Annotated in this window: 17 protein-coding genes and 1 riboswitch; of the genes, 6 read left to right on the plus strand and 11 right to left on the minus strand. The window is 71.0% G+C overall.

All coding sequences use genetic code 11. The features are described 5' to 3' along the window. Positions 1–45: 45 nt before the first annotated feature. Positions 46–1,185: a hypothetical protein gene (locus NLX94_RS02540; protein ID WP_254380879.1), complete on the plus strand. Its 1,140-nt coding sequence runs from the start codon at positions 46–48 to the stop codon at positions 1,183–1,185. Between the two features lie 79 nt (positions 1,186–1,264). Here NLX94_RS02540 and NLX94_RS02545 read toward each other — a convergent pair whose 3' ends face one another. The 3 genes from NLX94_RS02545 to NLX94_RS02555 form a co-directional block, all read right to left on the minus strand. Beyond that, positions 1,265–2,476: an MBL fold metallo-hydrolase gene (locus NLX94_RS02545; protein ID WP_254380880.1), complete on the minus strand. Its 1,212-nt coding sequence runs from the start codon at positions 2,474–2,476 to the stop codon at positions 1,265–1,267. 155 nt (positions 2,477–2,631) lie between these two features. Continuing rightward, positions 2,632–3,507, minus strand: a complete 876-nt coding sequence (locus NLX94_RS02550; RefSeq protein WP_374683886.1) for an SGNH/GDSL hydrolase family protein — start codon at positions 3,505–3,507, stop codon at positions 2,632–2,634. A gap of 93 nt (positions 3,508–3,600) precedes the next feature. Then, a complete protein-coding gene (locus NLX94_RS02555) occupies positions 3,601–4,008 on the minus strand; it encodes a RidA family protein (RefSeq protein ID WP_254380882.1) in 408 nt (135 codons plus the stop codon). A gap of 102 nt (positions 4,009–4,110) precedes the next feature. On the opposite strand from NLX94_RS02555, the gene NLX94_RS02560 reads away from it, so the two are divergent. Next, positions 4,111–4,491 carry a helix-turn-helix domain-containing protein gene (locus NLX94_RS02560; RefSeq protein ID WP_254380883.1) on the plus strand — a complete coding sequence of 127 codons (381 nt, stop codon included), beginning with the start codon at positions 4,111–4,113 and terminating at the stop codon, positions 4,489–4,491. A 31-nt stretch (positions 4,492–4,522) separates the two neighbouring features. On the opposite strand, the gene NLX94_RS02565 is transcribed toward NLX94_RS02560, so the two are convergent. Continuing rightward, a complete protein-coding gene (locus NLX94_RS02565) occupies positions 4,523–5,236 on the minus strand; it encodes an alpha/beta fold hydrolase (protein WP_254380884.1) in 714 nt (237 codons plus the stop codon). 255 nt (positions 5,237–5,491) lie between these two features. Between NLX94_RS02565 and NLX94_RS02570 the strand changes: the two genes are divergently transcribed. From NLX94_RS02570 to NLX94_RS02580, 3 genes are all read left to right on the plus strand, one after another. Then, positions 5,492–6,646, plus strand: coding sequence for a S8 family serine peptidase (locus NLX94_RS02570; protein WP_254380885.1), 1,155 nt, complete (start codon positions 5,492–5,494; stop codon positions 6,644–6,646). 160 nt (positions 6,647–6,806) lie between these two features. After that, on the plus strand, positions 6,807–6,980 hold the full coding sequence (locus NLX94_RS02575) for a hypothetical protein (protein ID WP_254380886.1): 174 nt from the start codon (positions 6,807–6,809) through the stop codon (positions 6,978–6,980). A 559-nt stretch (positions 6,981–7,539) separates the two neighbouring features. Then, the gene (locus tag NLX94_RS02580) at positions 7,540–7,851 is read left to right on the plus strand and encodes a hypothetical protein (RefSeq protein ID WP_254380887.1); all 312 of its coding nucleotides are present in this window, start codon (positions 7,540–7,542) and stop codon (positions 7,849–7,851) included. Positions 7,852–8,328: 477 nt separating this feature from the next. On the opposite strand, the gene NLX94_RS02585 is transcribed toward NLX94_RS02580, so the two are convergent. Both NLX94_RS02585 and NLX94_RS02590 read right to left on the minus strand, forming a co-directional pair. Then, positions 8,329–9,477 carry a winged helix DNA-binding domain-containing protein gene (locus NLX94_RS02585; protein WP_254380888.1) on the minus strand — a complete coding sequence of 383 codons (1,149 nt, stop codon included), beginning with the start codon at positions 9,475–9,477 and terminating at the stop codon, positions 8,329–8,331. A gap of 66 nt (positions 9,478–9,543) precedes the next feature. Further along, complete coding sequence (locus NLX94_RS02590; protein WP_254380889.1) at positions 9,544–10,542, minus strand: LysM peptidoglycan-binding domain-containing M23 family metallopeptidase; 999 nt, start codon at positions 10,540–10,542, stop codon at positions 9,544–9,546. Between the two features lie 4 nt (positions 10,543–10,546). Then, positions 10,547–10,742, minus strand: a riboswitch (cyclic di-AMP (ydaO/yuaA leader). Positions 10,743–11,060: 318 nt separating this feature from the next. On the opposite strand from NLX94_RS02590, the gene NLX94_RS02595 reads away from it, so the two are divergent. Then, positions 11,061–11,885, plus strand: a complete 825-nt coding sequence (locus tag NLX94_RS02595; protein ID WP_254380890.1) for a tyrosine-protein phosphatase — start codon at positions 11,061–11,063, stop codon at positions 11,883–11,885. 19 nt (positions 11,886–11,904) lie between these two features. Here NLX94_RS02595 and NLX94_RS02600 read toward each other — a convergent pair whose 3' ends face one another. The 5 genes from NLX94_RS02600 to NLX94_RS02620 form a co-directional block, all read right to left on the minus strand. Then, positions 11,905–13,308 carry an aspartate aminotransferase family protein gene (locus NLX94_RS02600; RefSeq protein ID WP_254380891.1) on the minus strand — a complete coding sequence of 468 codons (1,404 nt, stop codon included), beginning with the start codon at positions 13,306–13,308 and terminating at the stop codon, positions 11,905–11,907. Beyond that, the gene (hpnH, locus tag NLX94_RS02605; RefSeq protein WP_254380892.1) at positions 13,305–14,336 is read right to left on the minus strand and encodes an adenosyl-hopene transferase HpnH; all 1,032 of its coding nucleotides are present in this window, start codon (positions 14,334–14,336) and stop codon (positions 13,305–13,307) included. The genes NLX94_RS02600 and hpnH overlap by 4 nt, the downstream gene beginning before the upstream one ends. Positions 14,337–14,341: 5 nt before the next feature. Next, on the minus strand, positions 14,342–14,998 hold the full coding sequence (locus NLX94_RS02610; RefSeq protein WP_254380893.1) for a 1-hydroxy-2-methyl-2-butenyl 4-diphosphate reductase: 657 nt from the start codon (positions 14,996–14,998) through the stop codon (positions 14,342–14,344). Beyond that, positions 14,995–16,992, minus strand: coding sequence for a squalene--hopene cyclase (shc, locus tag NLX94_RS02615; RefSeq protein WP_254380894.1), 1,998 nt, complete (start codon positions 16,990–16,992; stop codon positions 14,995–14,997). The genes NLX94_RS02610 and shc overlap by 4 nt, the downstream gene beginning before the upstream one ends. Positions 16,993–17,117: 125 nt before the next feature. After that, entirely contained in the window at positions 17,118–18,212 is a 1,095-nt protein-coding gene (locus NLX94_RS02620; RefSeq protein WP_374683887.1) for a polyprenyl synthetase family protein, read from the minus strand. Positions 18,213–18,274 lie beyond the last annotated feature (62 nt).

Raw genomic sequence — 18,274 nt, forward strand, 5'->3', positions numbered from 1 at the left:
CACGCCACGTCCGCCGCGCGTTGACACCAGAAAGACGGACAACCGATGAACAAGAAGTCCCTGCGCCATTCCGTCCTGGCGAAGGCGCTGGTCCCCGGCGCTCTGATCGCCCTGACGGTCCCGGAAATCGCCTACGCCGACGTCGCGGGCGTCACCGTGACGGTCCCCGAAGCCACGATGGGCCCCGCGACCACCTTCACCGGTGTCTCCTCCCGCGCCGACTGCGCCGACGGACTCGTCTCCGGCGGCGGGGTCAACCAGACGATCGGCACCGACAGCACGCGCAACGGCAACCACGTGCTGGGCATGGCTCCCAGCCCCGACGGCCTCACCGAGTACACCGAGTCGCCCGGGGTGGTCGCCGCCGACGTCAGGCACTGGCTCGCGTTCGGCGGCAGCGGGGGCAACGCCGGCCCCGCCTTCTCCACCACTGCGTACGCGGTCTGCCTCTCCACCCCGCGGATCAGGCACACCCAGGTCGTCATGAACCAGAAGGCCGGGCCCACCGCCCCGCAATCGTCCGAGGTGGTCGTGGCGACCTGCCCTGCCGGCACGATGCTGCTCGGCGGCGGTGTGCGGAACACTCCCGCCAGCGTCGGCAGCCTCAAGCCGGTCGGCAGCTTCCCCACCTTCAACGACGCCGCGCACGACTTCGGCCGGAAGCCTGCTGCCGAGGGTGAGGTCAACCCCGACTCCTGGACCGCGGTCGGGGGGATCGGCGGCGGACACGGCAACAACGGGAACACGACGTTCGCCTACGCGATCTGTACCGGTGACCGCGTCAACGTCAGGGGCATGTCCACCAAGGTCCACTTCCGCGAGGTGACCGGCCCGACGGGACCCGGTACCGGCCGGACGGCGACCGTCGGCTGCGCCGACGACAACGGACAGGACCGGAGTGGGCGCGGCCGTCACGGAGAACAGGGCGACAAGAGCCTCCTGATCAGCGGCGGTGCCGCCGCCAGCGGGGGCGACGTGACGACGAAGGGCTTCACCAAGGCCGGCTCGGGCGGAACCCACTTGAACGGAAGCTTCCCCAGCGACTCCGACGGCAACCCGGTCGGCAACGGATCCACCACGGCCGCATCCTGGACGGCCAACATCCACGCCGGGGGATCGCCCTCTCCGAACACCTACACCGACGTCTGGGCGCTCTGCCTGGACCTGCGCGGCCACAGGCAGTAGCCCCCGGCACCAGCACTGAGCGGGACCGCCACACCCGGGCGGTCCCGCTCCCTCACGTTCCGGGCCTACGGGCTACGGGCTAGGAGCCCACCGCCTCCGACTCCTCGCGGGTGACGGCCGCCGGCTGCTGCGCGGCCGCAGCAGGACGGGCCGCCGTCGCCGTGACCGGCGGGGGCGGCGAGCCCGCGGCCACGAAGGGGCGCCACCAGGGCGCGCTCGGCGCGTCGGCCGCACCCGGCTCGAAGGGCTGCCCCGGCACGGGCAGCGCGATGGCCGCCCCGGCGACCTCGGCGGCCGTCACCGTGCCCTCGCCCGGCTCGTCCCACGGGTGCGGGGCCAGGTTGAAGGTGCCCCAGTGGATCGGCAGCATCGTGCCGCGGGCCACGCCGCCCTGGAGGTCCAGGTGGGCGCGTACGCCCTCCTCGGGGGTCATGTGGATGTCGGTCCAGAACTCCGAGTAGGCCCCGATCTGGATCATCGTGGCGTCGAAGGGCCCGTGCGCCGCGCCGATCTCCTTGAAGCCGGGGAAGTAGCCGGTGTCCCCGCTGTGGTAGATCCGGTGCTGGTCGCCCGCGACGACCCAGGAGGCCCACAGGGTGAACTGCTGGTTGCGCAGGCCGCGGCCGCAGAAGTGCTGGGCCGGGGTGGCGGTGAACGTGAGCCCCGCGACCTCGGCGCTCTCGTTCCAGTCGAGCTCGCGCAGCCGGCTCGCCGGGACTCCCCAGCGCTCCAGGTGCGCGCCGACGCCCAGCGGCACCGCGAAGACCGTGTCCGTACCGGCCAGGGCCTTGATGGTCGGCAGGTCGAGGTGGTCGTAGTGGTCGTGGGAGATCACCACCACGTCCACGTCGCCCAGCGAGGCCAGCGGTACGGGCACCGGGTGCAGCCGCTTGGGCCCCGCGAAGGGGAAGGGGGAACACCGGTCGCCCCAGACGGGGTCGAAGAGCACCCGGCGTCCGTCGATCTCGGCGAGCACGCTCGAATGCCCCATCCAGGTCAGCCGCAGGCCGCTGACCGGGGGCTTCGACAGCTCCGCCAGGGTCGTCGGGTAGACCGGGATGGGGGCTCCGGGGCTACGCCGGATCCGCTGTTCCTTGTGGAAGTAGATCTTGGCGAACTCGGCCATGGACCCGGAGGGTCTGGTCTTGGTCCCGGCCGGGTTCTGGAAGACCCCGTCGGCGAAGTGCGGCGACCGCAGGATCCGCTCCAGCCGGGCACCGGAGGGGTCCGCGCCGAAGGCTTCGGGCCGCAGTGCGCGCAGCCGTGGACGCAGGGGACGGGAGCCGGTCAAGGCGCCTCCAGTGTGGGGGGTGCGAACAGGGCGTTCTCATGATTACCACCATCCCAACGCGTGACACTCCCCAAGGATTCCGTCGCGCCCCTCCGAACGTGCCCGGCCCCCTCCGCGTCCTCCCCCTGACCGCCCTCCTACGCCCTCCTACGCCCTTACAGCGGCAGCAGGTCCGGCCGCTTCGGCTCCACGTGGTCCCCCGAGGACTCCCCGCGCAGCCGCCGGCCGATCCACGGCACGAGGTGCTCGCGCGCCCAGTGGATGTTGTCGCGGGTGGTGTCCACCGACCCGCGCGGCCGCATCGGCGGCCAGGGCTGGTCCGGATCGGCCGGCGTGTCGAGGCCGAGCACCTGGGCGGCGCGCAGGGCGACCCTGGTGTGCCCCTCGGGCGAGAGGTGCAGCCGGTCGTCGTCCCAGGCCCGCCGGTCCTGTACGGACTTCAGCGACCAGAGGTCGAGCACGGGGCACTCGTACCGGTCCGCGATCGACCGGACGTGCGCGCTGAACGTCGCGATCTTGCCCCGCATGTGCCTGAGGACCGGCACGTCGCGCGTGTCGAACCCGGTGGTGATCACGACCAGGCCGACGGATCCGGTGAGGTCGCGCACGGCCGCCTCGTACCGTTCGGCCACGTCGTCCGGATCGCTGCCGGGCCGGATGATGTCGTTGCCGCCCGCGCAGAAGGTCACCAGGTCGGGCGCGAGCTCCTTGGCCCGGGGCACCTGCTCGGACACGATCTGGTCCAGCAGCCGGCCCCGTACGGCCAGGTTCGCGTAGCGGAACCCCCCGGATGCCGCGTGCTCGCCGGGCCCGCCCGGTCCGCCGGAATCGCCCGAGTGCTCGTGCCGCTCCTCGCACCGATCGGCCAGCAGGACGGCCAGCCGGTCCGCCCACCCGAGGAAGGCGTCCCCCGGTCCCGGGTCACCCACGCCCTCGGTGAAACTGTCCCCGAGCGCCGCGTACGAGCCAATGGTCTTGATGTTGGATGTCGTCGTCGCTGCCACGGGACCCCATACTTCACCTCGGATCATGACCTACGCGACCGTAGCCAGGGCCTCACGTACCGTGATCTTCACCACCCCGCACCCCGGGAATAGGCCGCCCTCGTCCGTCGAGTCGGTTGTTCAGTCGATGACGGCGGTCGCTTCGATCTCGACCAGGTGCTCGGGTACGTCCAGTGCCGCGACGCCCAGCAGCGAGGCGGGCGGGACCGGTGTGACACCCAGCTTCGCGGCCGCCCGGCCGATCCCCTCCATCAGCAGGGGCATCTTGTCGGGGGTCCAGTCGACGACGTAGACGGTCAACTTCGCCACGTCGCCGAAAGAGGCCCCGACCCCGGCAAGGGCGATACCGACATTGAGGTAGCACTGCTCGACCTGAGCGGCGAGGTCGCCCGAACCGACCGTGACGCCGTCGGCGCGCCAGGCGACCTGGCCGGCGATGAACACCAGCTTCGATCCGGTCGCGATCGACACCTGCCGGTAGGCGTCGATCTCCGGCAGGCCCTTGGGGTTCACGAGGGTGATGGCCATGCTGTCCGCCTCCAGGTTCACGCTCTCTTGTGGTTACTCGGGAACCGTAGGAGAGTGGCCCCTGACATGGAAGAACGCACTTTTCGGTGACTGGGGAACCAGATGGTGACCAAGCAGGTCACGGGCTCGCCCGACGATGCGGACCTGAGGCGGGCGGACACGCTGGGGCGTGAGATCTTCTCGGACGTCGCCAACAAGTGGGCGCTCCTGATCATCGAGGCCCTCGGGGAGCGGACCCTGCGCTTCAGCACGTTGCGCGACGAGGTCGAGGGCATCAGCCAAAAGATGCTGACGCAGAACCTGCGGATGCTGGAGCGGTACGGACTGCTCGAGCGGACCGTCCACCCCGTCGTGCCGCCCCGCGTCGAGTACACCCTCACCGAGCCGGGCCAGGCCCTGCGGGCGACGATCGACGGACTCTGCGACTGGACGCACCGCTACTTCGGTCACATCGAGGCCTCCCGCCGCCGCTTCGACGCCTGACGGAACCGGCCCTGGCGGCGGCCGGCCGCGATCACTCCACGGCAGCATCGAGGAGAATCTGTGCCAGCTCGCGCGGCTGGGAGAACATCGGCCAATGACCGGTGTCCATCGTGGCCAGCCGCCAGCGCTTGCTGTTCAGCAGCTCCGCCACATCAGCGTCGGGCTCGGCGTCCTCGGGCTCGGTCCCCGGCATCACGCACAGGACGTACGTCGCCGGAAGTTCACCGAGCGGCCTCGCCAGCGCAGCGGGCTCGGTCAGCGTGGCACCGGGGTGAGGCGTCGAGCCGCGCACGAGGCGTGCGATCTGCTCATCGGTGAGACCTTCGCCGTCGTAGTGGGAAGCCGGCGCGAGCGGCCAGAACCCCCCGTTCTCGGCGATCGACGCCTCCACTGCCACCCCGCCGTCCGGCCAGGCCGAGACGAACGACTTGCCGTCGGTCGGAACACTCGAGTCGACGAACACCACGCGGGCCAGCCGGTCACCGATCCGCTCCGCGGCCTGACCGACCGGGATGCCCGAGTAGCTGTGACCCACCAGGACAACGTCGCGCAGATCCTGGCGTTCCACCTCGGCAACGATGTCCTCGACATGAGTCGCCTGCCCCGCTGGTACACCCCGCTTGTCAGCGAGACCGGACAGCGTCAACGGATGGACACCGTGACCGCCCGCCCGCAGATACGGCACCACGTCGCCCCACGCCCACGCCCCGAGCCGCGCACCTGCAACCAGCACGAAATTCACCATGCCCGCACCGTAACCGGGCGGCCTGACGATCTTCCAGAAAATACTTTCGACGCAAGCAGCAGGGGTTCTCCGTGAGGGCGTCAGCGGCCCAACACCCTCGCGAGTGGTGGACATCGAGGCGGCGGATAGTGTGACGCGGTGGATCCGCACGATTTTCAGCGGATAGGTGTGGATAGGTGCAGAGGGGCGAAAATGCTGGACACCGTACGTCGGAACGGGTCGTGGGGGCGGGCGGCGGGCGTCATCGTCGCGGCGTTGACGATCAGCGCAGGCACGGTGATGCCGGCAGCCGCCGATACCGATCCGCAGGGCTACCTCACGAAAATGAAAGCCCAGGAGATGTGGAAGGTCGCGGACGGCAGCGGCATCACGGTCGCCGTCATCGACAGCGGCGTCAAGGACGTCTCGAACTGGAAGAGCGAATCCGTCCTTCCAGGAGTGTCCTACATCGAACCACCCTTCGAACGCCCGGACATCACGTACCCGCCGCACGAGGACTTCGTCGGGCACGGGACCACCATGACCGCGGCGATCGTCGGTGACGGCTCGTCCGGCGGCCCCAAGGGCCTGGCTCCCGGCGCCAAGGTGCTGCCCATCCGCACCAGCGTCGGTACGCCCATGGCCTTCGCCGTGGCGTCCGAAGCAGCCAAGGGACTCCGGTACGCGGCCGACAACGGAGCCCAGGTCATCAACCTCTCCATCGGCGTGACTCCGGACTGGCCGATGGACAAGATCAAGCCGGCCGTCGAGTACGCCCAGAGCAAGGGCGCGCTCATCTTCGCCGCCATGGGCAACGCGGGTGAGGGCAAGAACTGGAGCAACGCGATCGCCGCCCTTCCCGGAGTCATCGGCGTAGGAGCCGTCGACGAGAGCGGTAAGGCCATGCCGTTCAGCTCCCACGGGCCCGACACGGACCTGGTCTCCGTCGGAAGCAAGGTCCAGATCCGCTGTACCGACAACAAGGGCTGGTGCATGGGGAACGGCGGCACCTCGTACGCGACAAGTCTGGCCTCCGCCTCCGCCGCGCTGGTCTGGTCGGCTCACCCCGACTGGACCGCGAACCAGGTGGCCCGGGTCCTTATCCAGACCGCCGGCGCCCCCGTCGACGGCTCCAAGCGCAGTGACTGGATCGGCTACGGAGTCGCCCGTCCCCGCAAGGTGCTGCTCGACCGCGAGGGAGACCCGGGGGCTGCTGACGTCGACCCCCTGGCCGCCCCGACCTCCGCGAAGACCCCCGTCCCCAGCACCGACCCGACAGCCGCGGTGCCGCCCCGGACGGAAGCGGCAGGCGCCGGGTCCGGCCCCACCTGGCAGTGGCCGGCGATCGGAACCGCCGTGGCCGTGGGCCTCGGCCTCGCCGTCACAGTGATCGTCAAGCGCCGCCGAGGCCGGCCTTCCGGGCTCGCCTGACCGCCGGCACACCGCGTCCAAGCGCGATCGCCGCCCGGCCGGAGCCGAGCACTTCAGCGCCTGGCGGTGCCGCTGGTCCTGCCGGGCGCCGCCGTAGTTCCCCACGAGGTGCGGGTGCCTGCCCAGCTCGGGGTAGGCGTGGGCCGGGCAGCATCTCGCCTTGCATGCAGACCTGGATGCCGATGCCCTCGGTCTGCCGGAGGACCTCCTGGAGTACGTCGAAGCCGTGCCCGCTGACCAGGAGGAAAAGGCCGCGGACGGTGCGAAAAAGCCTACGAACGCGGCGGCAAGGACTCTCGACGGCTGCGGAGAGGTGGCAGTCCATGGCCGCTGATCTGTCGAAGGTGGAAGAGCGTTACCGGGAGACGGTTCAGAAGATCACCCTCGGGCAGAACTGGCTCGGGTTCAGCGTTGAGGCTGCCCACACGAAGTTTGCGACGACCCGGCGTAGTACAGGTCCGCTCGGACGGAGGCGCAGGCGGTGGCCAAGATCCTGACGGATGCTCACGCCGGCTTCACCGAGCTGAAGAAGAAGGTCGAATCAGCGCGGGACGACGCGGTGGCCGCGGGCATGGCGGTATCGGGGGCGGGACGTGCGACCTTCGACTTCACGCGGGTCGAGGACCCGGCACAGGCACGGGTCCTGCGGCGCGACCCGGACCTCAAGAGCGTGGAGGAGTCCTGGACCGCGCACGTTGCTGCGGCGGTGCGGGCCGTGGACGAGTTCGACAAGGCCGTCAAGCAGGCGCTCGAAGCCGTTGTCGTGGACGGGAACATCCTCGACGGCACCATCGGCGGGTTCAACGGCTCCGCCAGGGGATCAACGAGGCGATGGACAAGATGGAGCAAGCACAGCGCAACGGGGAGAACGTTCCGCAGATCCGGAACCGGAGGTGACCCGGGGACAGTGGGGCTGTCTGGTCGCCCCCCTGGCTGGTCTGGCGACCGGTGCACTCGGGTCGGTACTGCTGGCGGCCGCCTGGCGGGCCTGCGAAGTGGGAGTCAACGGCGCGGCCAACGGGCTCGCGCTGATCGTCTACGGAGCCCTGCTCTCAGCCATCGCGGCTGCGTGGTGGGGGGTGCTCATCGGGTACGTGGGGCGCTGGAACCTCGCGGTCGCCGCCCTGGGCGGTGTGATGGGCACCGCGGTCATGGTGTGGATCTTCGTGGCTCTCCTGCAGGTCCCCAACGGATACCGCTGCTGACGAGGGACCTGGACCGCGTGGGCATACGGCCGGGGCCGTGCCGCCGAGCAGGGCCTCGCGGACGTGTTCCTGGATGGGCCGGGTCTCCCGCTGGGAGTACTTGGCGTACGGCTTGGCCTCCTTGTCCGTGCGGTAGCCGAGGCATCACGGTCGTTCCCTGCTGAGGGTGTCTCGAACGGCTCGATCCACCACCGCTTCACCGACCGGCGGGGCCTCCTCGTCGCAGCCCAGGACCGCTTCCCGGCCCAGATCGAGGACGCATTCTTGTCCCGCACGGCAGAGGTGTGGGACGTCACCGACCGCGACATCCTCCTGCGGACCGAGAGTTCGGCGCCCTGCTCATGAAGCGCTTCGCCGACGACGAGGTCACCGAACTCCCCGTCAGCCGCCAGGCCCCGCGGGATCGGCCGCCATCGCGCCCACACCGATACGCACCACCGAGAGACCGGGACCCCCCTCCGGTCCCGGCTCCGTGGTTCAGGTGAGCAGCCGGGTTTCGGCGCTCGGGAGTTTGGTCCACCAGTGGGCGTAGCGGCGGTAGACCTGCGGTTCGCGGTCGGAGAGGAAGGCGGTCAGGGAGCGGGCCTCCGTAGCGAGGGCCTCCCAGGCCTCTTCCGGCAGCGGGTGGAAGGCGGTTGCCTCGATCCCGGTGCCGGCCGGGCGCCACACCCCGGCGACCTGGCCGTCGATGAGCAGGGTCGCCAGGGTGTCGCCGTTCATCCGGGCGACGAGCTTGCGGTATTGCGGCGGGACGACGCGGCTGCGGTCGGCGTAGGCCAGCAGCACGCTGTCCCACATGGCCATCAGCCGGGGCGGCGCGGGCGTGTCCTCCTCCGGGCGCGGTGCGTCCTGGACGTCGTACAGTTCCTCGCCCTCCGGGCCCGTCAGCCGGTCGAGCCCTCCGGCGAGCTCCAGTGCGCGCAGCGCCTGGCGGATCCTGGTCCGCGGGACCATGGAGAACTGCGCCACGTCCGCCACCGTCGCCGGTCCGAACCCCGTCAGGTAGCGCAGGACCAGCGTCCGCAGGGACTCCTCCGATGCCTCCGGGTCCGCCGGTACCGTGCGCGGCCGGGTCGGGGGCGCGACGTACGACGGACGCTCCCCGAACGACCACGGCGCGGCGGTGGGCGCGTGCAGCAGCGGCGCGTACTGCCGCAGCCCCCACCACGCTCCGGGCCGGGGCGCCGCTCCCAGCCGGTCTCCGAGCCAGGCCTCGCACTCCGCCGTCGTACGGGGCCGGTCGGCGAAGTCCAGCAGCTGCGGTACGAGGACGTCGGCGTCCTGGGGCGTGAGCCCCGAGTCCGTGAAGCGGGTCCCGAGCCGGGCCGCCCGTACGGAGGGCTGTACGGCCTCCCGGAAGGGCGGGTAGTCCTCCGCGTGAACGGCGTGCAGGGTCAGCCGCATCAAGGTCGACTTGACGACCTCGCGCCCCGTGAAGGCGGCGTCGAGGTCGGCCGGGTCGAAGCCGGCGAGCCTGTTCCACAGCGCGAGGTACGGCGAGGCGGCGTGCTGCGCCTGCAGGGCGACCACCCGGCGGACCGCTTCACCGACGTCCATCGCCTCGCGCCGCAGCAGCAACTGCCGTGCGAGGGTGGAGCGGTTGAGCTCCCTTGCGCTGACCTTCATGCCACGACCGTCCCGTCCCCTGCCGGAACGTGCAGCCTAACCCGCACCTGCGACAGCACCCCGGATTCAGATGGTGACGCCCTTCGACCGGAGGTAGGCCAGCGGGTCGATGTCCGAGCCGTACGAGGGACCGGTGCGGATCTCGAAGTGCAGGTGCGGGCCGGTCGAGTTGCCCGTGGAACCGGAGAGGCCGATGGTCTGTCCGCCCGTGACGCTCTGGCCGGAGGAGACGGACAGCTGGGAGAGGTGCGCGTACTGGCTGTACCGGCCGTCGGCGTGCCGGATGACGACCTCGTTGCCGTACGAACCGCTCCAGCCGGCGGAGACCACGGTGCCGGCGCCGACCGCCCGGACGGTGGTGCCGGTGCTCGCGGTGAAGTCGACACCGGTGTGGTAGCCGCTGGACCACATGGAGCCGGCGGTCTTGTACGCGGTGGACGGGCCGCCGGCGACGGGGGCGACGAAGCCGGTCGCGGCGGCGCCGCCCTGCTGCTTGGCGGGTGCCTTGGCCGCGGGCGCCTTGGCGACGGGTGCCTTGCGGGCGGGCGCGGCGGGCGCGGCGGCCTCACCGGAGGAATCCGAGGAAGCCGAGGAATCCGACGAAGCGGACTTCTTGGCGGGCTTCGGCGCTTCCGCCGGGGCCGCCGCGGCCGGAGCCGCACCCTTCGCACCGAGGGTCAGCTTGAGGCCCGGGTGGATCAGGGAGGGGTCGGTGCCGACGGCCTCGCGGTTGTCCGCGTAGAGCTGCTCCCAGCCACCGGTGAGGTGCTGGCGCTCGGCGATCTTGGAGAGGTAGTCACCCGGCACCACGGTGTAGACGGTGGGGGCTGCGGCGGCGGTGGGGGCGCTCTGCACGGCGGCGGACCCGGCTGCCTGCAGGGCCGCGGCAGCCTGCGGAGCCTGGGCCGGGGCGGCGACCGGGGCGGCCGCCGGGACGCCCGCGGCCTGGGCGCCGGTGGCGCCGAGCAGCGGAAGCGCGAGGGCCGCGCCACCGGTGCCCGCGACGGCGAATCCGCGGGATATCGAGCGGGACTTGGGACGGCGGTGCTTACCCGTTCCGGACATGTCGAATTCCTCTCCGACGCCTGCGAGGTGAGCTGTCGGGTTCGGACTGGAGATGTCCGGCCGCCCTTGTGCCGGTGAACAGCACATGTACGGCTTCACCCCGAGCTGTCCCGTTGTAAAGATCTCGACCGGAGATCCGGAACAGCGGCTTACCTGGTTCCCCCGCTCCTGCCACGCGCGTGAATAGTCGGGTGCGGTCTCCGGGCGGTGGCAGGATTAGGCGGTCCGTCCGGGTCGATCGCGAACGTAATCGAGTCCGCCCGCGCGGAACAAGTCATGAATTCCCCAACGGAATCTTGAAGATGACGGGGCACCGGAATTCCGGTCACCCTCCGTCCATTCCACACCTTCAACAACCGTCCCAGTAAGGCAATTCGCCATTCGCGATCAGCCACTCACCGTCACCGTATGATCTGGCTCACGGGGGTGTTTCCGATCTCGCCCCTCACTATGGCAAGTTGGCCATAATGAGCGTAATTCGGACACCATCGACGATGACGACGACACGGAGGAGCCCGGTGACCCAGCCGATACCCCAGAGCCCCCAGAGCGCCCAAAAGCCCCAGAACCCCGCCGAACTGACCGGCGTACGCAACTTCCGCGACGTGGGCGGACTTCCCACCACGGACGGCCGACGGGTCAAGTCGGGACGACTGTTCCGAAGCGGACATCTCGCGCATGCCACCGAAACCGACGCGGAGTTCCTCGGTTCGCTGGGACTGCACACCGTCTTCGACTTCCGCAACGGCGCGGACCACGCGCTCGAGGGTCCGGACGTGGACCTGCCCGGCGTCCGCAACGTCAACATTCCGCTGTCGGATCCGGCCGACGGCGGCGAGTTCTGGAAGATGGTCCGCGAGGGGGGCCTGGCACAGCTCGAGGGGATCCTGGGCGGGGGCAAGGCCGCCGAGCGGATGTCCCGTTCGTACCGGACGATGATCCGGAACCGGACCGCCGAGCACAGCCGCGTGGTGCACGCGCTCGCCGAGGACAGCGTCCCGGCCCTCATGCACTGCGCCGCCGGCAAGGACCGGGCCGGCCTGTCCATCGCCGTCACCCTGCTCGCGCTGGGCGTGGAGCGGGAGGCGATCGTCGCGGACTACCTGGAGTCGAACGCCCCGCAGAACCGCTACCGGGTCCGCCGGGGCAGCGACGCGCCCGAGGCCCGCGCCCCCGAGGTGATGGAGCTGCTCGCCCCGCTCTTCGACGCCCGCGCCCCGTATCTGACCGCGGCCTTCGACACCATCGACGAGGAGTGGGGCGGGGTGGAGCGCTACCTCGCCGAGGGCCTCGGGCTCACGCCCGGGACCCTCGACAGGCTCCGCGGACGACTGCTGGACTGACGCCCCACGAGGTGGGCCGTCAGCGGTTCGCGACGGCCTGCCTCACCAGCGTCCGGCCGAAGTCCCACATGAGCGCGCCACCCCCGTGGGCCTCGTCCATGACCGCGCAGAAGGCGCCGACGAACCGGTCCACGTCCGCCTCGTCCACGATCAGCGGCGGGATCAGTTTGATCACTTCCAGGTGGTCCCCGGAGACCTGCGTGAGGATCCGGTGCTTCTGGAGCAGGGGCACCACGACCATCTGCGCGAACAGCCCCTTGCGCGCCGCCTGCAGCATGCTCCAGCGGCTCCGTAGGCCCAGCGAGGACGGCCGGCCGAACTCGATGCCGATCATCAGTCCGCGGCCCCGTACCTCGTGGAGCAGTTCGTACGTGTCCACGAGCGCGGCGAGCCGCCCGCGCAGCAGGTCGCCCATCGCGCGGGCGCGGGCCACCAGCTGCTCGTCCTCCATGACGGAGAGGACGGCGAGCCCGGCCGCCATGGCCTGCGCGTTGGACCCGAAGCTGGCGGAATGGACGAGGACCCGGTCCATCGAGGAGTAGACCTTCTTGAAGATCCAGTCCTTGCCCAAGGTCGCGCCGACGGGCACGTAGCCGCCGGAGAGGGCCTTGGCCACGCAGACCAGATCCGGTTCCACCCCGGCCTCGTGCTGGTAGGCGTAGAAGTCGCCGGTCCGCCCGAGGCCGGTCTGCACCTCGTCCGCGATCAGCAGGGCCCCGTGCCGGTGGAGCAGCTCCTGCGCGGCGGGCAGGAAGCCGGGCGGGGTGGCGAGCACCCCCTTGCCCTGGACGGGCTCCACCACGAGGGCCGCGACGTCCCCCTTCCGCAGCTCCCGCTCGAGCGCGTCCAGGTCCCCGAGGGTGATCCCCGTGTCGGGCAGCAGCGGGGCGAAGCCTTCGCGGAAGCCGGCCTCGCCGTTGACCGAGAGCGAGCCCGTGGTGAGCCCGTGGAAGGCGTGGTCGCAGTAGAGGACCCTGGGCCGCCCGGTGGCGTACCGGGCGAACTTCAGGGCGGTCTCCACGGCCTCGGTGCCGCTGTTGCCGAAGAAGACCCGGTCCAGGTGCGGACTGTGCGCGAGCAGCTTCTCGGCCAGCAGCCCGGGCAGCGGCTGGCAGTCGAAGCGGGTGAGGTCGGCGAGCTGGGCGTCCAGTACGTCGTGCAGCGCGCGGCGCACCACCGGGTGGTGGCGGCCCAGGCCCATCACCCCGAAGCCGGCCAGCATGTCGAGGTAGTCGTTGCCCTCGGCATCCCAGAAGTGGGCTCCCTCGGCCCGCACGTAGACCTTGTCGAACCCAATGGTGCGGAGCATCCGCGGCAGCTGGTGGTTGAGGTGGCGGGCGTGCAGTTCGTACCGCTCGCCACCCCGCTCGGCCAGCAGGGCGCCGAGGTCGAAGCCCTCGCGATCCGCCTGGCCGGCACTCATGCCGACTTGCCCCGGTTTCCGCCCACGGTCTCGCGGGCCGCCCGCAGCGACTCCTTCAGCGAACCCATGGTGGCCAGGACGGCCGTGGGCTCGTACCCGCAGTGCGCCATGCAGTTCGCGCAGCGCGGGTCCTTGCCGCGGCCGTACTTGCTCCAGTCGGTGTCCTCGATCAGTTCCCGGTACGAGGGCACGTACCCGTCGCTCATCAGATAGCAGGGGCGCTGCCAGCCGAAGAGCGAGTAATTGGGAATGGCCCAGGCGGTGCAGGGGAAATCGGCTTTGCCTTCCAGGAAGTCCAGGAAGAGCGGGGAGTGGTTGAGCCGCCAGCGTCGCCGGTTGCCTCCGGCGAAAGCCTTCCTGAAGAGTTCGCGGGTCTGTTCGACGCCGAGGAAGTGCTCCTGGTCGGGGGCCTTTTCGTAGGCGTAGGCCGGCGAGATCATCATCTCGTCCACCTGGAGGTCGTCATTGAGGTAGTTGAGGACCTCGATGATGGTCTGCGGGGTGTCGGTGTTGAAGAACGTGGAGTTGGTCGTCACCCGGAATCCGCGCCGCTTCGCCTCCTTGATGGCCGCGACCGCCTCGTCGAAGACGCCTTCCTTCGCCACCGACTCGTCGTGGCGCTCGCGCAGTCCGTCGATGTGCACGGCGAAGGCGAAGTACGGGGAGGGCGTGAACTTCTCGATCTTCTTGCGGAGCAGCATCGCGTTGGTGCAGAGGAAGACGTACTTCCGCCTGGCCACCAACTGGCGCACGATCTCGTCGATCTGCGGGTGCATCAAGGGCTCCCCGCCCGCAATGGACACCATCGGCGCGCCCGATTCCAGCACGGCGCCCACCGCCTGGGCCACGGGCATGCGCTGCTTGAGCACTCCTGCCGGGTGCTGGATCTTCCCGCACCCCTCGCAGGCCAGGTTGCAGGCGTAGAGCGGTTCCAGCTCGACGATCAGCGGGAACTTCTCACGCTTGCGGAGCTTCTGTTCGAGCAGGTACGTCCCGACCCTGATGGTCTGTCGCAGTGGCATGGCCATCTGGCTCACCTCCTGGGGAGCAGCAAAGAACGGTGCCATTCGTAAAACGCCGGCAGTACGGCACGCAGTACGCGAAAGGCCGATATTCCCCCGCGAACGGTGCCGATACGGACGAGCTCATGCTCCGGAGCGTCCACGATCACCCGGACGGCCGCAACCGGACGCTCCGGGCCCCCCGGGGCACTCCCGGCCCGGGTCGCGGTCCACAGGGTGGCGGCCGACTCCATGTCGACCCCGATGGCGCCGCCCGCGCGCAGCTGGGCGCGCTCCTGGCCCCGGACGACGTGGTCGGATCCGGTCAGCGGGCCGAGGTGCACGGTCCGCCCGGGCACGGCCCGGGCCAGCGCCTCGGCGAGCTGCGCGGTCCCCACGCAGCCGACCGTGCCGCGCGGGTCCCGGGTCTCCTCGGCGACGATCAGGTCGCCGGGGCTCATGCCGGGCATCAGCCCGGCGCAGAATCCGGTGGCGAGCACGGCGGCGCCGCGCAGCCGGGGCTCGGCCAGCCTGGAGCCGACGGCGCGCTCGGCCGCGCGCGGCCCCATGCCGGTGCGCAGGACCTCGTACGGCCCTGGCGCGCCGCCGCGCAGGGCCATCCGCTCGATGCGCAGGGCGCAGGCGATCAGCAGCGGCGGCGGGGCGGCCGCGGCCGGGCCGCCGGTCATCGTGCCTCCCCGGGGGAGGTGGACGAGGACGGGAGGGCGGCCGGATCGGCGTACCGCCCGCCCGGGCCGAACGGTTCTCCGTACAGGTAGCGGCCCAGCGCGGTGAGCGGGAACACCTGGCGGTACAGGTGGTAGTTGATGGAGAAGTCCCAGGGGAATCCGGTGCCGGTGAAGTACGGCTCGTCCCAGGTGCCGTCGGCGCGCTGGGTGGAGACGAGGTAGCCGATCCCGCGGCGCACGGATCGCGCCTCGCGCTCCCCCGCCGACAGCAGGGCCATCAGCGCCCACGCCGTCTGCGAGGCGGTCGAGGCGCCCTTGCCCGCCCAGGACGGGTCCTGGTAGGAGCGCTGGTCCTCGCCCCATCCCCCGTCCTCGTTCTGTACGGATTCCAGCCAGGCCACGGCGCGCCGGATCGCGGGGTGCGAGGGGGCGAAGCCGGCGGCGGTCAGCGCCGGGATCACCGAGCCGGTGCCGTAGACGTAGTTGGTGCCCCAGCGGCCGAACCAGCCGCCGTTCGGGTCCTGTTCGGCGAGGAGCCAGGCGATGCCGCGCCGGGTGCGCGCGTCGCCGGCCCGGCCCTCGACGGCGAGCATCTCCACGACGTGGGCGGTGACGTCGGCCGAGGGCGGGTCGATGACCTCGCCGAAGTCGCAGAAGGGCAGCTTGTTGGGGAGGGGGCTGGTGTTGTCGGCGTCGAAGGCGCCCCAGGCTCCGTTCTTCGACTGCATGCCGAGGTTCCAGGACACGCCGCGGGCGATGGCCCCCTCCACCCGTGCCGGGTCGGGGTGCTTGACGCGGCGCAGCGCGAGGACGACCTCGGCGGTGTCGTCGATGTCGGGGTAGTTGTCGTTGTGGAACTCGAACGCCCAGCCGCCCGGGGCCAGTCCGGGCCGGCGCACGGCCCAGTCCCCGCTGCGGACGATCTCCTCGTCGAGCATCCAGTCGGCGGCCTTGACCAGGGCGGGGTGGTCGGGGCGCAGGCCCGCGTCGGCCAGTGCGATGGCGGCGAGGCAGGTGTCCCACACCGGGGACTGGCAGGCCTCGATCATGCGGGCGCCGTCGGCGCGCCAGACGGCGAAGCGGTCCAGGGACTCCAGTCCGGCGCGCATCACCGGGTGCTGCAGGTCGTAGCCGAGCAGGTGCAGGGCGATGACGGAGTACACGGCGGGCGGCTGGATGCCGCCCCAGCAGCCGTCGTTCTCCTGGCGTTCCACGATCCAGCGGCCGGCGCTGGCCATGGCCGCCGCGCGCAGCCGGCGCGGGGCGAACCTGCGGTAGACGTGCAGGGCCTTGTCCATCCGCTGGAAGGCGCCGTCCCAACTGGCCAGCGGTGCGGGCTTCCTGGCGGGGAACGGCGTCCGCGCGTCGGTGTGCAGCTCGTCCAGGGCGAAGGGGGCCGGGCGGACCGGGCGCAGGGCGGAGACCACGGTGAGGGGCACGATGGTCTGGCGGGCCCAGCAGCCGAAGTCGTAGATGTTCAGCGGCACCCAGGGCGGCAGGAAGAGCAGTTCGGGCGGGAGTTCGGGCAGGTGGTCCCAGCTCCACCAGCCGAACAGGGCCAGCCAGATGCGGGTGAAGACGCGGGCGCCCGCCACTCCCCCGTGGGCCCGGATCCACGCCGAGGCGCGGGCCATGTGCGGGGCATCGGGCTCGTCTCCGGCGAGGCGCAGGGCCACGTAGGCCTCGACGGTGGCGGACAGGTCGGAGGGGCCGCCGTGGAAGGTGGCCCAAGTGCCGTCGTCCTGCTGCTCCCCGCGGATGAACAGGGCCGCGGCCCGGGTGGTGGGCTCGTCCCGGATCCCGAGGAACTGGCGCAGCAGCAGGTCCTCGGCGTCCATGGTGACGTTGGTCTCCAGGTCGCCCTTCCACCAGCCGGCCTCGTCCTGCCGGTCGAGCAGGTCCCGGACGGCCCGCTCGATGGCCTCGCGGACGCGCCGGGTTTCCTTCGGTCCGGCGCCGCAGGCCTGGGCGCCGCCGTCGGTCGTCGCAGTCATGGCTTCCCCTATGCGTGCAGTGTCCTCTGCTGTCCTCCGCTGTACTGGGGGTCGCCGTCGGCCGGTACTACAGCCAGTCAGTACCGGCCGGCGACTGGCGATTCATATGCGCGTACGGGTGGCGATCACCTCTTGCGCACGACGACGAAGTCGGCGAGCGCCACGAGCTGCTCGCGCACGCGCTGGTCCATGTCCACGTCGTCGAGGGCCCTGATGGCGATCTCGTACTGGCGGCGCGCCTCGTCGGCGGTCCACTGGCGGCCGCCGGCCGCCTCGATGAGCGCGGCGCGGGCCGCGAACTCCTCCTCGGAGAAGTTCTCGAAGTCGTTGCTCTTGGCGTCGGCGGCGAGCAGTTCGGTCAGCTCCTCGCAGGCCGGTCCGCCGGCCGCGAGGGCGGCGACCACGGGCAGCGACTTCTTGCGCTGGCGCAGGTCGCTCCAGGTCTGCTTGCCGGTGGACTCCGGGTCGCCCCAGATGCCGAGCAGGTCGTCGACGGCCTGGAAGGCGAGGCCGAGGTGGTAGCCGTACTCCTCCAGCTTGTCGGCCGTACGGTCGTCCGCGCCGCCGAGCACGGCGCCGATGGAGACCGCGCAGGCGAGCAGGGCGCCGGTCTTGTTGCCCTCCATCTCCAGGCATTCCTCGACGGTGACGCTCTCGCGGTGCTCGTAGGAGATGTCCTGGGCCTGGCCGTCGATGAGCTTGCGGCTCGCGGTGGTCAGGCGGCGGGCCGCGCGGCCGGCCTCGACGGTGCCGAGTTCCAGCAGCACCTCGTTGGCCAGGGCGAACAGTGCGTCGCCGACCAGGATGGCGAGGGCGGGTCCGTGGACCTTCCACACCGTGTCGCGGTGGCGGCGCTGTTCGTCGCCGTCCATCAGGTCGTCGTGCAGCAGCGAGAAGTTGTGGACGAGTTCGACGGCGACGGCGCCGGGGATGCCGACTTCGGCGGCGGCGCCGGCGGCCTCCGCCGAGAGCAGGGCGAGGGCGGGGCGGACGGCTTTGCCGCCGTCGCCGTCCGCCGGGTTGCCGTGGGCGTCGATCCAGCCGAAGTGGTAGGCGGCGACGGTGTCCATGGGCGCGGCGAGCCGGTCCACGGCGGCGCGGAGCACGGGCGTCGAGAGCGTACGGCCTCGTTCGAGGAGGGCGAGCGTGTCCGCCTTCTCCCCGCCGGCCGGGCCCGCACTGGCGTCCGTGTTCTCGACGGCCGGATTCCCCGGGTTCACTGGCTCTCCTCTGGTTCCTGTACGTACTGCGATGCGTGAAGCTGCGGTGCGTGAAGCTGTCG

The organism is Streptomyces sp. TBY4 (assembly GCF_024213195.1).
GTDB lineage: Bacteria > Actinomycetota > Actinomycetes > Streptomycetales > Streptomycetaceae > Streptomyces.